The organism is Bianquea renquensis, assembly GCF_014384895.1.
GTDB classification, from domain to species: domain Bacteria; phylum Bacillota; class Clostridia; order Lachnospirales; family Bianqueaceae; genus Bianquea; species Bianquea renquensis.
The window spans coordinates 1-13,992 of the sequence record NZ_JACRSQ010000010.1; the positions used below are offsets into that span (position 1 = coordinate 1).

General features: G+C 50.3%; 13 protein-coding genes and 2 tRNA genes. 8 read left to right on the plus strand and 7 right to left on the minus strand.

The features are described from left to right. The first annotated feature begins 205 nt into the window (after nucleotides 1-205). The 3 genes from H8730_RS08070 (at nucleotide 206) to trmB (ending at nucleotide 1,103) form a co-directional block, all read left to right on the plus strand. Nucleotides 206-278: transfer RNA gene (locus H8730_RS08070), tRNA-Phe, on the plus strand. 4 nt (nucleotides 279-282) lie between these two features. Continuing rightward, nucleotides 283-355: transfer RNA gene (locus tag H8730_RS08075), tRNA-Lys, on the plus strand. Nucleotides 356-431: 76 nt separating this feature from the next. Further along, nucleotides 432-1,103 (plus strand): tRNA (guanosine(46)-N7)-methyltransferase TrmB, encoded by a 672-nt coding sequence (trmB, locus tag H8730_RS08080; RefSeq protein ID WP_177714870.1) that lies wholly within the window; start codon nucleotides 432-434, stop codon nucleotides 1,101-1,103. Nucleotides 1,104-1,110: 7 nt separating this feature from the next. On the opposite strand, the gene H8730_RS08085 is transcribed toward trmB, so the two are convergent. Then, entirely contained in the window at nucleotides 1,111-2,070 is a 960-nt protein-coding gene (locus H8730_RS08085; protein WP_177714868.1) for a CPBP family intramembrane glutamic endopeptidase, read from the minus strand. A 240-nt stretch (nucleotides 2,071-2,310) separates the two neighbouring features. On the opposite strand from H8730_RS08085, the gene trxA reads away from it, so the two are divergent. After that, nucleotides 2,311-2,628 carry a thioredoxin gene (trxA, locus tag H8730_RS08090; protein ID WP_177714865.1) on the plus strand — a complete coding sequence of 106 codons (318 nt, stop codon included), beginning with the start codon at nucleotides 2,311-2,313 and terminating at the stop codon, nucleotides 2,626-2,628. A 67-nt stretch (nucleotides 2,629-2,695) separates the two neighbouring features. Here trxA and H8730_RS08095 read toward each other — a convergent pair whose 3' ends face one another. From H8730_RS08095 to H8730_RS08105, 3 genes are read right to left on the minus strand one after another with little or no spacing between them, the layout of a single operon-like run. Beyond that, nucleotides 2,696-3,994 (minus strand): AI-2E family transporter, encoded by a 1,299-nt coding sequence (locus H8730_RS08095; protein ID WP_177720037.1) that lies wholly within the window; start codon nucleotides 3,992-3,994, stop codon nucleotides 2,696-2,698. A gap of 38 nt (nucleotides 3,995-4,032) precedes the next feature. Continuing rightward, entirely contained in the window at nucleotides 4,033-4,629 is a 597-nt protein-coding gene (locus H8730_RS08100; RefSeq protein WP_177720038.1) for a hypothetical protein, read from the minus strand. A gap of 5 nt (nucleotides 4,630-4,634) precedes the next feature. Beyond that, on the minus strand, nucleotides 4,635-5,105 hold the full coding sequence (locus H8730_RS08105; RefSeq protein ID WP_177720039.1) for a DivIVA domain-containing protein: 471 nt from the start codon (nucleotides 5,103-5,105) through the stop codon (nucleotides 4,635-4,637). Between the two features lie 186 nt (nucleotides 5,106-5,291). Here H8730_RS08105 and H8730_RS08110 point away from each other — a divergent pair, with 186 nt between their 5' ends. The 3 genes from H8730_RS08110 to H8730_RS08120 are packed head-to-tail and all read left to right on the plus strand — an operon-like array spanning nucleotide 5,292 to nucleotide 8,101. Then, nucleotides 5,292-5,984, plus strand: a complete 693-nt coding sequence (locus H8730_RS08110) for a hypothetical protein (protein WP_177720040.1) — start codon at nucleotides 5,292-5,294, stop codon at nucleotides 5,982-5,984. 13 nt (nucleotides 5,985-5,997) lie between these two features. Continuing rightward, nucleotides 5,998-6,927: a DUF3881 family protein gene (locus H8730_RS08115; protein WP_177720041.1), complete on the plus strand. Its 930-nt coding sequence runs from the start codon at nucleotides 5,998-6,000 to the stop codon at nucleotides 6,925-6,927. Beyond that, the gene (locus H8730_RS08120) at nucleotides 6,920-8,101 is read left to right on the plus strand and encodes an MFS transporter (RefSeq protein ID WP_177720042.1); all 1,182 of its coding nucleotides are present in this window, start codon (nucleotides 6,920-6,922) and stop codon (nucleotides 8,099-8,101) included. The genes H8730_RS08115 and H8730_RS08120 overlap by 8 nt, the downstream gene beginning before the upstream one ends. 106 nt (nucleotides 8,102-8,207) lie before the next feature. Here the strand turns inward: H8730_RS08120 and H8730_RS08125 are convergent, their stop codons facing one another. The 3 genes from H8730_RS08125 to H8730_RS08135 all read right to left on the minus strand — a co-directional run bounded on the left by H8730_RS08125 (nucleotide 8,208) and on the right by H8730_RS08135 (nucleotide 10,710). Beyond that, on the minus strand, nucleotides 8,208-9,089 hold the full coding sequence (locus H8730_RS08125; protein WP_249289657.1) for a carbon-nitrogen hydrolase family protein: 882 nt from the start codon (nucleotides 9,087-9,089) through the stop codon (nucleotides 8,208-8,210). A 30-nt stretch (nucleotides 9,090-9,119) separates the two neighbouring features. Next, nucleotides 9,120-9,779 carry a GPP34 family phosphoprotein gene (locus H8730_RS08130; protein WP_249289658.1) on the minus strand — a complete coding sequence of 220 codons (660 nt, stop codon included), beginning with the start codon at nucleotides 9,777-9,779 and terminating at the stop codon, nucleotides 9,120-9,122. 94 nt (nucleotides 9,780-9,873) lie between these two features. Continuing rightward, entirely contained in the window at nucleotides 9,874-10,710 is an 837-nt protein-coding gene (locus H8730_RS08135; RefSeq protein WP_177720045.1) for a helix-turn-helix domain-containing protein, read from the minus strand. A 203-nt stretch (nucleotides 10,711-10,913) separates the two neighbouring features. On the opposite strand from H8730_RS08135, the gene H8730_RS08140 reads away from it, so the two are divergent. After that, complete coding sequence (locus H8730_RS08140; protein WP_249289659.1) at nucleotides 10,914-13,901, plus strand: glycoside hydrolase family 2 TIM barrel-domain containing protein; 2,988 nt, start codon at nucleotides 10,914-10,916, stop codon at nucleotides 13,899-13,901. Nucleotides 13,902-13,992: the final 91 nt, after the last annotated feature.

The following is a 13,992-nucleotide window of genomic DNA, read 5'->3' on the forward strand; positions in this document are numbered from 1 at the left end:
GCCATATGTGTGGCCTCCTTTCTGAGAAATAATTTCCCAGATTCAATTCAACCACAAATGACGTATCAAAGTAAATCCCATTTTAAATCCCACTGTGGCACTTACTTTGGGAATTTACACGCTACAAAAAATTTATTCTTCTTAAGAAAAAGGCCTTGACATTTTCCGCAATCCATGGTAAATTATTAAACGTCAGTTTTTTAGTGCCCAGATAGCTCAGTCGGTAGAGCAGAGGACTGAAAATCCTCGTGTCGGCGGTTCGATTCCACCTTTGGGCATTATGGGCCGCTAGCTCAGTCGGTAGAGCACTGGACTTTTAATCCAGGTGTCTCGAGTTCGAACCTCGAGCGGCTCATGAATGACAAAATCCGTTTGAATCATGGTGATGTTTCAGACGGATTTTTTCTATGCGAAGAGGCGGAGGCGTACATATGCGGATACGATATCTCAAAAATACAGATGAGATCCTTGGCAATTCATCGGTGGTTGTTCATGATGCAGAGACGCTGAAGGGGCAATGGAAGGAGTACTTTCGGGGAGACAGGACGCCCGATTATCCAAAGGCCCTTTACTTAGAGTTTGGCTGCGGAAAAGGAAAGTTTCTGCGCCAGATGGCACAGAGGTACCCTGAGAATGCGTACATTGGCGTCGAGAAGATTTCCACCATTTTAGCGAGGGCGGCCATGGGAGCGGATGTGGAAGATTACCCCAACCTTCGGCTTATGCGGGCAGACGTTCTGGAATTAGACCACGTTTTCGCCCCGGGAGAGGCAGATGGAATCTTTTTGAATTTCAGCGACCCTTGGCCAAAAGAACGGCACAGCAAGCGGCGGCTGACATCCTCCCGCTTTCTGGCGCTGTACGAGCGGCTATTAAAGCCGGAGGGAGAGCTGGAGTTCAAGACGGACAATGACGCGCTCTTTGAATTTTCCATAGAGAGTCTGCGGCAGAACGGATGGGAAATCCTTTACGCCGTCGAGGACCTGCACAGCACCCCCTTGGGCCAGGACAACAGTATGACGGAGTATGAGGAAGCCTTTGCAGCCGCAGGAAAGGCCATCCACAAATTGTGTGCTAGAAAAAAGCCAACCTCCATTTTATAGGGAAAGTTTATTTTGAAAATTCCGTCAGGATACACATGACGATGAAGATGACAACGGCAAAATAGTACGGTTTCATGCTGCCGCGGAGCGCAGAAATAGGGGGGGCCTCTACGGGAGAGGGGGACAGAGGATCCTTGCGAAAGGCGGGAATATTGTCCTCTCGTTTTCCGTGGAGGAGTCCTAGCCGGCCGTTTAGGGAAAAGATTCCGCGCAGACATGCCAACGCCAAGGGTAAAGTGATAACGGTGAGGAATACCGATGATAGGACGGACGCCGAGTTCTGGGAAGTGGATACGCTGACGGAGAGGGACGATTGGAGATGGGCCGTAAAGTAGGCTAAGGTTACCTGCACGCCATTAATAATAAAATGGGCCAGCACCGATGCCCAGATGGAGTCAGCGCCGATTACCAGGAGAGAACAGAGAAATCCGAACACGAAGGCGTACACAAATTGCTGCATATTCATGTGCAGCATGCCAAAGTATAGGCCGTTTAGAAGGGCCGCCGTGTAGAGATTCACTCCGCGGTAGCCGGACAAAAAGATACCGCGGCAGGTAATTTCCTCGAAGAGGGCTGGGAAGACAGCCATCGTCAGAAGCAAAATCAAGTATGGAGTCTGTAATGTCGTGCTGAGAGAGTCATCCAAAAAATTATGAAAAGCTAAGCTGGACAGATAGGAGAGAAACATTAGAAACGGCTGAATCAAGAGAGAAAAAGCGATGATCAATAGAATTTGCCTGCAACGGATCGGGTGAAGTCTAAGGGTATGGCGGACCGGCTGCTTTGTATACTGGAAATAAAATAGGATGGGGACGCCAAAGAGCAAGATATACCGCAGAAGGCTGACAAGGGTGCTGTCAATAGAGAAAGGGAGCAGACTGAGGATAAAGGATAAGGCAAAGCTTCCCAAAATAAAAATGATCATGATCCAGAGAGCAAATGTATTTGCCCTATGTACAGATTTCATAAAATCCTCCATTCTGGCGCGGCAGCGCCAATTGATCCCGTGCGGCGCAGCCAAATCTGCGTCCAGCGATCAATTCTAATCTATCATAACAAATTAAATGGAAAAAAGCAATCAAAATTGACAATACCTTGAATGTTCCATTGCTTTTGTGATATAATATTCGTAAAGAGCAGCTTAAAATGCCGGAGGCCATTGACAGTTGAGAATGAGTCCATTGGGATGATAAAGGAGGAATGTAATATGGCACTTGCTTTTAATGATTCTAATTTTCAAGATGAGGTTTTGAATTCGGAGATTCCTGTGTTGGTAGATTTCTACGCGGATTGGTGTGGCCCCTGCAAAATGATGAGCCCTGTCGTAGACGAGCTGAGCAGAGAGTATGAAGGGCGGCTCAAAGTCGGAAAGGTAAACGTAGATGAGAATACAAACGTGGCGCAACAGTACCGGGTCATGAGCATACCTACCATATTGCTGATCAAGAATGGACAGGTAGTCGACCAAGTGGTGGGAGCAGTCCCCAAAGCCCAGCTGACGGGCAAGATCGACAGCATTTTATAGCCACCCAGGCAGACGACAGTAAAAGGCCCAGCCACACATACCCAGAGTGTGGCTGGGCCAGCGATTTTCATTCCCTCTCGCGCTGTTCACTCTGTTCCCGTAACAACCGTTCCTGCTCCAAGGCATCTAGATCGTTCGAGGATTGGATGCCTTTTTTGTGGAGCCTCGACAATATAAACCGGTTGACGAGAGTATACAGAACCGTAAAGATTGGAACGCCCAGCAGCATCCCCACAACACCGAACATCCCGCCGCCGATGATCACGGCAAAGATAATCCAGAAGGGCTTTAAGCCTAAGGAGCCGCCGAGTATAGCTGGCCCCAGGACATTGCCGTCGAACTGTTGCAAGATCACGATCATGACGGCAAACCCGATGGCCGCCATAGGCGATGTCATAAAGATGATAAGGGCTGAAGGAATGGCGCCGATAAAGGGGCCAAAGTACGGGATCATATTGGTGATTCCCACAATAAAACTGATTAATTCAGCGTAGGGCATACGGAAAATACGCATGAAGATAAAGCAGAGGAGGCCGATGATGAGAGAGTCAACCGCTTTTCCGATGAAGAAACGGCGAAAGATCTCCATGGATTCGCTGGAGATGCTGATGATTCGCTGTGCAGCACTTTTTTTGAAGATGGCGTAGGTCATGCGCTTCAGAGAGCGGATGGCGCTCTCCCGGTTGTAAATCAGATAGATGGAGATGATGACGCCGACGACAAAATTGATGAATCCGTTGGCAAACCGAAAGGCAACTTGATAAAGCAGGGGCACGAAGTTTCGGATCATGTCCTGTACAACGTTCAGCGCCGTGGACAACTGCGTCGTGGCATAGTTAGCAATGTCTTCTGCCTTGATATAACTGCTGAGGGGCGTAGAATCCCAGTTTTCCGCGGTTTCTTTGATCCATTTGACGAGGTCGGTCACGGAGTTGGACAGCAATACAAACAAACTATTGATGCTCGCGCCCAGCTGCGGAATTACATAGACAAGGATTAGGACGAGAAGACCGAAAATGACGATATAGGTGATGGTCATGGACAGGACGCGAAACAGCCCTCGATGAGTCTTATTGGACTGTACAAATCTGGCGGGAAGGCGAAGCTTCTTCTGTCGTTTCAGCCAAGCGAGGAGTTTTGCGAATCCAGTTTCCAAAAGTCGGACGGCTGGCGTCAGGAAGAAGGTGATGGCCAGCCCGATGATAAATGGACTTAACAACTTCAAAATAGTGCCAGCATAGTTTGTGGCCGCGTGGGTTTCGTGTACAAACTTATTGAAAATGATCGCAAAGGCGATACAGATCAAAACTAAAATAAACAATGGCAGATAGCGCAGGCTTTTACGCCTGAATTCCTGCTTATTCATGTATGCCTCCGTTCTGCCGCCACATGGGCAATCTCATCTCAGAACCATGTGCGGCGTTTGCGCTCCGTATTCCGTTCTTCCTGGACATGTTTGTACAGTTTCATCTTTTCATAGGTTTTGATGAATTTGCGGATCATCTCGCTAATCTCGTCTGCCTGATCCGCCGGTACCTTTAGCATGTAAAAAGTCTGTTTAAAAATTTCACCCTGCTCTTTCTTGATGGTAAGGACGATAAAGGTCTTTTTCTTTTTCTTTTGAATGCCGGTGGTGATAATCTGGCTCCAGGGCAAAAATTTATTGCTGTTGTAAACAAAGATCCCTTTATCGCTCATTGTCCAGAGAGCGGTGGAGTAGGGAAAGAAAGCAAAAAATGCCAGTCCGACGCATAGGCACAAGGGCAAGCTGATCTCGGGGAAGAGAACCAGGCCCCCCAGAACCACCACATCATAGACGATGGCGGCGATCATAGCTAGGAGCAGCACGCCTGCCACGATGCGGCCGGCCAAAATCCACTTGCTATGTTCCTGAAAAACAAATAGTGCGTCTTTCTTCTGCGTTTTGTATTCCATCTTGGCCGCCACATTGCGCAGCGTCATGAAGAGAAAGAGAAAGAAGGCAATCAGGTTAAGCCACATGGCGACTATCCCTCCATCCCCAGATCCGTCAATTCCACAGCGGGCTCCTCCGGCACGCCCGGAAGCGGCGGGAGCTCCTCCTTGTCAGTGCCGAGTTTGGCCAAAAGAGCGTCCAGGTGATCAAAAATCTCCACCATATCCGTACAGCGAACAGCGACCAGATACTGCTGCAAGATCCGGTTATAATCCTGTTGGAATGCGATCAACTTTTGCCGGAGAGCAGTCGCCTTTTGCTTCACGTCCTCCAGCTCAGCAGCGGCGTCCTGTTTCAACTTCTCCGCCTCGTCGTTGGCGGTCTTAATGACGGTGGCGGCCGTCAGCTGCGCATCCACCACGGCTTTCGTGATGGCATTTTCCTTTTTCTGATAGTCTGCCAGCTGTTGATCTTTTTTGCTGAGCGTCGCTTCGAGTTCACGGATGTATTGTTCGACCTCGGCGGGGTCGAGCCCTCGCCGCACGGTAGTAAATGATTTCATGGATGGAACCTCCTTCAAGTCAGTGTGTTCTACAGTGAAACTAGCCTATACGGATATTATATCATACAAAGGGAGAGATTTTAATAGACTTTTTGTAAATTTCATAAATTTTCTCTCTATAACTTGAAATACGGGGAAAAAACAGATACAATAAGGATATTCTACGAAAGGGGCGGGCAGGAAGATATGGAACAGGATAATTTCTCAAGATGGCGCAATAAAAAAGTAATGGTGTCGGGCAAAAAACGCACGGCCCTTGGGAGAATGGAGATCTTCCTGCCTCGCGGGGGACAGCCGGGGCGTTGTTATTACTCTGATGAGACGGAGCACGGGCTGGGGCCGGGACCGGTCCGCTTAAGCTTTGCTTTCGGGGATGCGTTTGCCTACCAAAATGGTCCTCTGGAATCGGAACAGCTGTTGTTTGGATCGCTGAATGTGTTTGAAGAATCAGAGTATATACCGGGCATGCCGCCGGTGGATATCGGCGCGATTTTGTTCCAGGACAGGGGAACCTTTAAGGTGGGAATCCGGCTGGCCTCGTCCATCCCACAAAAGCAGATCGTCATATACTGGTGGGCGGAGACACTGGAGGAGCTAGAGCCGGAGGAAAAGGACACGCCAACGGAGGCGGCCACAGAAGAGTTTTTCATTGAGAATGCGCCTAAATTTTTGCGCAAAGGTATGAAATATCAGTTTCAGTGTGCACTGCCAAAGGGGTATGATGGTCCTGTGCACTGGAAAGTGCTGGGGCAGGGCGGCGGCTCCATCGACCACAACGGGATGTATACGGCGCCAAATGTGCAGGGGGTGTTTCAGATTGAGGCATCGCTGGACGATCAGGAGAAGAAGACGACGGTGTATATCATGATTAAAGAATGAAGGGGGCGGCGGTTTGGTACGGTATTTTTCCGCCATTGGTATGAGCGATTACGTGGACCAGCGCAAGCTCGATGTATTCGTTCGCAACGTTTTGCAGGAACAGTCGAACCCCATATACCGGTATCGCGAACCAGGAACGGATACCGTCTATGTGGAAGTGAAAAAATATATGGGGGATTTCGCAGTCGCCCTTAGGGGAAAGAAAGAGGAGGATGGAAAGGTGAATATGAGCGTCATCCTTCCGACGGTTCAGGAGAGAACCTATTCCGTCCTGCTGGATTGGGAGATTGAGATGGATGACCCTCTTATAGCGTTTCTAATCGGGGAGGAAGAGGGGACAGGCGCCCAGCTTGAGATTTCACTTTTGGATTTGGTTGAGTGCTTGATGGAAAAGCCAGCAGACGCAGGGGATTCCCTTATTGCCGCCTTTTATGCCCTCTCAACCGAGGGAAAAATCCTGCTCAATGTGGAGAGATCCCAGGAGGACGAGGAGGCGTACCGAAGCGAGGAGGAATGGCGCCGGCAGATGTTGAAGCGGGCGCGGGAAGGGGACGAGGAGGCTCTCGAAGAGCTAAAGGCAGATTCCCTCGCCATGGAGGAGGATATCCTTGAACGCCTGGAGGAGGAGGACATCTACAGCATTCTGGAGGGCATCTTCCTGCCGGCCAGCGAGGAGCTGCTAGGAGTCTATACCATCATGGGAACGATCCTTGAAAGCGAAAAGGTCTTGAATCCTTATACGGAGGAATGGGTGTATCGGCTGCTGCTGAACGTGATGGGGTTGAATCTCACGCTCTTCATCAATCCCAAAGATTTAGTTGGCGAGCCGCTTCAGGGAATGCGGTTCCTGGGCACAGGTCTACTGCAGGGGGCGGTCAGCTGGGGCCTAACCCAATTTCGGCAGAAGGCGCAAGATATGTTCTCAGAGGATTCCAATGAATAACGAGACAACATTGCGGATTAAGTTTGCAATCTTACAGGTTGCCTATTGGTGCGCTTACGCATCCTTTACCTCATTTGCGACGTCCCTGCTGCTATATGGGGGAACCCCTGTCACCATCATCGGAACGGCCGTGGCCTTTCAGACCGGCGGCGCGTTTTTAGGGCAGATGGTCCTGAGCGTCCTGTGTGACCGGCGGAAAACCAATAAGTGGATTTTTGTCATCGCAAGCGCTGTGACAATGCTTGCGTATGGCCTTGTGTATACCTTTCGGACGACCTCATGGGTGATTCTGTGTTTTGCCCTGCTAGGCTTTGTTCAGCAGCCGTCTACGTCGGTGCTGGATACCTGGATTCTGAAGCGCTGTCAGAATCCGAACCAAGTGTATGGACCCATCCGGTCGACTGGCTCCTTTGCCTTTGCCCTCTTTACTGGCGTGTATGGAGGAATTCTGAACAGCCGGGGGTATGGAATCATGCCTGCGGTGGCGGGCATCTTTTTAGCGCTGGCGGTGACAGTGGCCTGTATCACACCTGATGCCCCGAGGGAAAGCTATCAAACGCGACAAAAAAAGGAGGGGCCGAGTGGAAAGGAAAGTATCCAGATGCTCCTCCGAAATCGGGCTGTCCTTTTTTTGCTGGCGACAGTCTTTTTGGTAGGCATTGGAATCACCTGTCTGATCAATCTGATGCCAGTGATTTTAGAATCCGTGGGAGGCAACGTGTCCCATCAGGGAATCGCACTCCTGGTCAGCGCCATGCTTGAGGTGCCGTTTTTATTCCTCTCGGTGAAGATGACACGCCTCGATCCCATCAAGCGGATTTTGCTCTCCACACTGATCGCCAGCCTGTCAATGATAGGGATTCATTTAGCCAGGGCGAGCTGGATGGTGATCGTCTGTGCAGGTCTTCGGGGAGCGCATTATGGACTCTTTCTGCCGAGTATGCGCCAGGCATTTTATGATTGCTCCCCGGCGGAATTGCAGACGACAACCCAGAGTGCCGGCGATGCGCTGTACAGCTGCCTGGCCGGTGTCATCGGCAATAATGGGGCAAGCCTGCTCATCGCGGCCAGAGGGGTTCCCTTTATGGGGCTGTGCATGGCGGGATTTGAAATCGTGGCGGCGGCGCTGATCGGAATCTATCTGTGGTGCAAGCGGCGGAGCTTTCGGAGGTAATCCCTAAAGTCTACCTACATAAAATTTTGCTTTGCAGCGTGCCCGTCGGGAAGTTTTCGTTGCCATATGATACATCAGTTCGGAATTTGGAAGTTGTAGTCACGCCCTATTCCCGATACTCATCTCGAATGAAGGGCGTATCAATTTTTGTGTCAAGTAGAAGCCCATATTTTTTTGGATGCCGGTATGCGTTGCCGTGTACTTCGGTTTCACGGTAATTGCGAAGCTGATCCAAATCGAGTTCAGCAACATAAATTCCTTCTTTTCCATCCCCTTGCAAAATGCAAGTATCCCGGGAACCGTCCAATCCGGGAATGTAAGCCACACCGTCAAAAACGCTTGAGCCGCCATTACAGTCCGGGACAGTTTCGGGATAGTTGCAGGTGGCAATCGCTACCATATTTTCATAAGCTCTGGCGCGAAGTTGGGAAAGACGGTTTATTTCCATAGGGCAGGCATTGGGAACGAGGATAAGTTCTGCGCCTTTAAGCATTAGAACTCTTGCACTTTCAGGAAATTCTCTGTCAAAACAAATCATTGCACCGACGGTTACTTCGCCGCAGGCTGTATCGAGGGTCGTGACATAAAAATCATCACCGGGCGTTAAATTTCGCTCTACATCAAAGTCACAGGTGTGAACCTTTGCATAGGTCAATTTTTTTTCTCCAAATCTGTCGAAAAGAATGAGTGAATTGCGGGGACCTTTTTCATACGTTTCAAGCAAAGTCATGCCGATGGCCATACGGAGCTCTTTGGCGAGATTCCCAAATGCTGTGCTAAAATCACTGTCGGCAGGAATGGCTTCCGCTTTCCATTGGTCAACAGGTCGATGGTAGATATTGTATCCGTTGCTCCACATTTCGGGAAATAATGCAATATCAGCACCCATCTCCTTCGCTTTTTTGCAATACGCAATCCCTTTTTCAAGATTTCCGTTTAAAGTATCGCGAGGTGCAATCTGTAACAGGGCTATTTTTAGCAAATTCATTATTTCGTATCCTTTCTCCGACGGCGTGCTCTATTCTAACACGGTGAAGATTGCGCCCAGGATGACTTGCAGACTGTCATACTCCATGGTCGTGCTCGTCACCTCGGATTGATCGAAGACGCGGTCCTGCCATATGCCCCGGATTCGATTCTTAATCTGTTTCTTCTCCGGCACGGAGTAGTATTGCTTCAAGATGTGGCAGCGCATCATCAACGCTGCCAAGACCAAGATGTCGTCTGTGACAGGGGCGTTCGCCGTAAGCTCCTTTTTTATGGCGCTGATTTTGCTTGAGAGAAAATCGGCGTCCGCCACATAGACCTGATTTTCATTCACACACAGCAGCTTACGCCTCTGTAAATCCCGGACTACGCAGTCCATGATCTCGGTGACGGCGGAGGAGGAAGCGGCGCTGTTGTGGAAAGAATTGATCCAGTGCTGCAAAGAGCGCGGGCGTATGGAGGCGCTGACTCGCTTATAAATTGAGTTTTGATACTCCGGCAAGTCGATCCCAGGCCGTTTGACCATAACTTGGTTTTTGCGATTGATGTCAAAAATGCCGTTGATGAACAATTCAAAAAAGATGGATAGGATGACGCAGTTAGGCTTCACTCCAAACGATAAACTCGTGTTGTCGGTCTTTTGCCGGTCCAGCAGTATTAGGGCGAATGCCTGCGTTAGCGATGCATCCATATAAAAATCACTCCTTTTCTGGTTAAATGAAAAAAACGGACATAATCGAATGCTTTTATTATACTACATATATGGAAAAAGATTTGTGAATTTTTCATGAATTTTGAAGTCGCTTGTACTCCCGGGGGGAAAGGCCCGTAGTTTTTTTGAATAAGCGGCTAAAATACAGAGGATTGTCATATCCCACCATGGCAGCGATCTCGCTGATATTGTAGGAGGAGGCGCTAAGCAGCTCCCGCGCCTTGATCATGCGAGTCCGGATAATATACTGCTGAGGGGAGAGACCGGTGTACTGCTTAAAGATCCGGATAAACCAGCAGATACTCATATTTAAATTTTGTGCATATTGGGCAATGCTGATATGGGAGCTGTAGTCCTCGTGGATCGCCGCCATAGCCTGCTGGATCTGGAGATTGCGGCGGCTGTCCTGCAAAAGATTGCGGGACATGAGGGAGAGCAGCTCCTGGGCCAGAAGATTCGCCATCTCCACGTAGTTCAGCTCACAGAGCTGGAGCTCCCGGATGATCCGGTGAAATAAGGTCTGGTAATCGCTCTGGCAGGAGACATGGAAATGATATCCTTGGTCCAGCTTCCAATCGCGGAGCAGAGTTTCCACCTGAGTTCCTGAGAAGTGTAGCCAAAATACTTCCGGATGATCCGACGCCATATAGACATAGTCCTGGGATTGCCTTGGATGATAGAGCACTGCGTCGCCCTGGGTCGCTTTATGTTCGCCGTCAGGAAGCTGAAAATAAGCCACCCCGTCGGCCACATATAACAATTGATAATCATGGCGGCCGCTGGGGCGGAATGTGTGCGATACCTCATCCCCGACTAATTTGTAGCGGCCGCAGCTGTAGACAGAGAAGGGGTGCTCCAGGTCCACCTGATCAAAAGAATCTGGATAGTAATAGCCGGAGGACTGCTCCATGTTCCGTCACCTTTCCTTTGTGCAAGACGAGATTTCTTTCATTGTATAGGATCCGCGCTTGTTTGTCCAGCCATATTGAGAAGGAGTGTATCATTTTGTGCATGTTTACGACAAAAGAAGGAATGGAAGAAATGGTGGAAGTCTAGTATAATGGACTTACTTGGGTTAACCGAGATATGATTGTGAAGGAGGCAATGCAAACGATGGAAAAATATTATGAGAATCCAGCGATTTTACATGTGGGGACCATGGACAATCGCGCTTACTATATTCCCTTTGCCAGCCGCAAAGCGGCATTGGAGGGCAATGGGGACCAATCAGAGCGCAGACTGCTTTTGAGCGGAACATGGCAGTTTCGGTATTACAGTTCCGTCTTGGATGTTCCGGAGACGTTTTGGCTCCAGGACGGCCTATGCCAGGATGTGATCCCCGTGCCCTCTGTATGGCAGAACTATGGATATGACCGTCACCAGTATACGAATGTGAATTATCCGTTTCCCTATGATCCGCCCTATGTGCCTCTGGAAAATCCTTGCGGCGTGTATCGCAGGAATTTTTGCCTGGATAAACAGGAGTCCATGCGGTACTATTTAAATTATGAGGGTGTGGATTCCTGTTTTTATGTGTGGATCAACGGTTCCTTTGTGGGCTACAGCCAGGTGAGCCACTCGACAAGCGAATTTGATATCACCGACTTTGTAAAACAAGGGGAAAACGTCATTGTCACTGCGGTGTTGAAGTGGTGCGACGGCAGTTACCTGGAAGACCAGGATAAACTGCGGATGTCGGGAATTTTCCGGGATGTCTATATTCTGGTGCGACCCTCTCATCATATCCGAGATTTTTTCCTTCACACAGATCTGGATGCGGAATATAGGAATGCCGTGATCAGAGCGGATCTGTCCTATTTCGATACGCCGGTTCCGGTGAGGGCGACGCTCCTCGACCCCATGGGCTGTGTCATCGGTGAGACGGCAGTGGAGGGCGATACCGTCTCCTTCTCCGTGGAGGGGGCGATGCTCTGGAATGCGGAGAATCCAGTGCAGTATACGCTTCTGTTGGAGAGCGAGGGGGAGACCATTGCGCAGAAAGTTGGCGTGCGGAAATTGGAGATTCGCCATCAAAATTGCATCTGTCTCAATGGACAGCCCATTAAGTTTCGTGGCGTGAACCGCCATGACAGCGACCCTGTCACAGGATACACCATCAGCCGGGAGCAGGCATTGAAGGATCTGGCGCTGATGAAACAGCACAATATCAACGCCATTCGGACTAGCCACTATCCCAACGCACCGTGGTTCCCGCAGCTTTGCTCGGAATATGGATTTTACATGATCGCGGAATCCGACCAGGAATCCCACGGTTCAGTGTCTTTGATCGGGGGAGATTTTGAGGACAACTACTGTGCTCTGGCCCGCGATCCGCGGTTTATGAGCGCAATATTGGACCGCGTGCAGCGCAATGTCATGCGTGATAAAAACTGTGCGGCTGTGTTGATCTGGTCTCTTGGCAACGAATCGGGCTACGGAGAGAATATGGAAAATGCCGGTCGCTGGGTGAAGTCCTATGATCCGGACCGCCTCGTCCACTATGAGGGGTACCACCCGCAGGCGAAGGACCACGTGAATGACTGCTCTATGTTGGACGTATACAGCAGAATGTATCCCGCCTGCGCGGATTTGGAAAAAGAACTGCGGGATGGAATGGATAAACCGTACATCCTCTGCGAGTATATCCATGCCATGGGAAATGGGCCTGGAGATGCGGAGGATTACCAGCGCTTGATCGACCAGTATGACGGCTTCGCGGGAGGTTTTGTCTGGGAATGGTGCGACCACAGTGTGTACATGGGGAAGACAGAGGATGGCAAAAGGAAATATTTCTATGGGGGAGACTTCGGAGAATTCCCCCACGACGGCAATTTCTGCATGGACGGTTTGGTATTTCCAGACCGCACTCCCCACAATGGACTGAAAGAATATAAAAATGTCATTCGCCCAATCCGCGCCCGACTGTTGGAGGATGGATGGATCGAATTTGAGAACAAGCTGGATTTTACACGGCTTGAGGAGTACGCGCAGATCGCCTACACGGTGACGAGGGATGGAGTCCCTGTCAGTGAGGGAATTTTCGACGGAGTTGAAGCCGCACCCCACGGGAAGGCCAAAGTGCTTTTCGACCCTAAGGTGAGCGGCGGCGGAACCTGGTACTTAAATCTCACCTATCGGGCTGCGAAGGCATGGCCTTTCTGCGGTGCGGGCCATGAGCTGGGATTTGACCAGTTGTTGCTGGCGGACGAACCGGTGGCGGTGGAGGCTTTGAAGGGGTCCGCGGCTATGGCGGTTGCGGAGACGAAACGGCAGATTATCGTTGCCACCCCCACATTCCGGTATATCTTTGACAAAGTGGCGGGCCAGTTTTCTGCCCTTGTCTTTCAGAATCAGGCTTTGATCTCGAAACCGGTGGAGTTCAATATCTGGAGAGCGCCGACAGACAATGACCGCACTGTGCGCCAAGAGTGGGAGCGGGCTGGCTATGACCGGGCGACGGTGAGAGTCTACGAGACCGAAGCGCGGGTGGAGGACGGGCTGGCTGTGATTGAGTGCCATTTATCCCTGGCACCCCTTGTTCTGCAAAAGATTCTGGATATCCGTATGCGGTGCGTCATCGATGGCGAGGGGCGTGTGGAGATGTCGATGCATTGTCAGAAGGAGATGGCCATGCCGTACCTTCCGAGATTCGGCGTCCGCCTGTTCTTGCCAAAGGGCATGGATACAGCGAAGTATTTGGGTTACGGCCCTCTGGAGAGTTATGTGGATAAGCATCGCGCTTCCTACTGGGGATGTTTTACCACCACCGCGGCGCAGAATCACGTAGACTATATCAAGCCTCAGGAAAATGGAAGCCATTGGGGGTGTGCATCTGTTGAAGTCTGGGATGGAAGCGGTGCAGGATTTAAGGCGGTATCCTCGAAGCCCATCAGCTTTTCCATTTCACCCTATACGCAGGAAGAGCTGACGCAAAAGGCGCATAACTTTGAGTTGGAGGAAGATGAGAATACAGTGTTGTGTCTGGATTATGGGGTCAGCGGCATCGGCTCCAACAGCTGTGGGCCGCGTCTCATGGAGCAGTATCAGTTAAACGAAGAGACCTTTGCTTTCACACTGCGCCTCATCCCCCGGGATCTGTAGTTGCAGTTTTTCAGACCTTTACAGCGGCCAGGAACGGCCGCTTTTTTTTCGCCTGAACGGCCGCAAATTTTTTGCGATAAGAGATTGCAAG

What these genes read in the sequence shown, in the direction of transcription:
- H8730_RS08140 (WP_249289659.1), top strand. Translation starts at nt 10,914, where the DNA reads ATGGAAAAATATTATGAGAATCCAGCGATTTTACATGTGGGGACCATG.
- trmB (WP_177714870.1), top strand. Translation starts at nt 432, where the DNA reads ATGCGGATACGATATCTCAAAAATACAGATGAGATCCTTGGCAATTCA.
- H8730_RS08110 (WP_177720040.1), top strand. Translation starts at nt 5,292, where the DNA reads ATGGAACAGGATAATTTCTCAAGATGGCGCAATAAAAAAGTAATGGTG.
- H8730_RS08095 (WP_177720037.1), bottom strand. Translation starts at nt 3,994, where the DNA reads ATGAATAAGCAGGAATTCAGGCGTAAAAGCCTGCGCTATCTGCCATTG.
- H8730_RS08100 (WP_177720038.1), bottom strand. Translation starts at nt 4,629, where the DNA reads ATGTGGCTTAACCTGATTGCCTTCTTTCTCTTTCTCTTCATGACGCTG.
- H8730_RS08135 (WP_177720045.1), bottom strand. Translation starts at nt 10,710, where the DNA reads ATGGAGCAGTCCTCCGGCTATTACTATCCAGATTCTTTTGATCAGGTG.
- H8730_RS08085 (WP_177714868.1), bottom strand. Translation starts at nt 2,070, where the DNA reads ATGAAATCTGTACATAGGGCAAATACATTTGCTCTCTGGATCATGATC.
- H8730_RS08105 (WP_177720039.1), bottom strand. Translation starts at nt 5,105, where the DNA reads ATGAAATCATTTACTACCGTGCGGCGAGGGCTCGACCCCGCCGAGGTC.
- H8730_RS08120 (WP_177720042.1), top strand. Translation starts at nt 6,920, where the DNA reads ATGAATAACGAGACAACATTGCGGATTAAGTTTGCAATCTTACAGGTT.
- H8730_RS08130 (WP_249289658.1), bottom strand. Translation starts at nt 9,779, where the DNA reads ATGGATGCATCGCTAACGCAGGCATTCGCCCTAATACTGCTGGACCGG.
- H8730_RS08125 (WP_249289657.1), bottom strand. Translation starts at nt 9,089, where the DNA reads ATGAATTTGCTAAAAATAGCCCTGTTACAGATTGCACCTCGCGATACT.
- trxA (WP_177714865.1), top strand. Translation starts at nt 2,311, where the DNA reads ATGGCACTTGCTTTTAATGATTCTAATTTTCAAGATGAGGTTTTGAAT.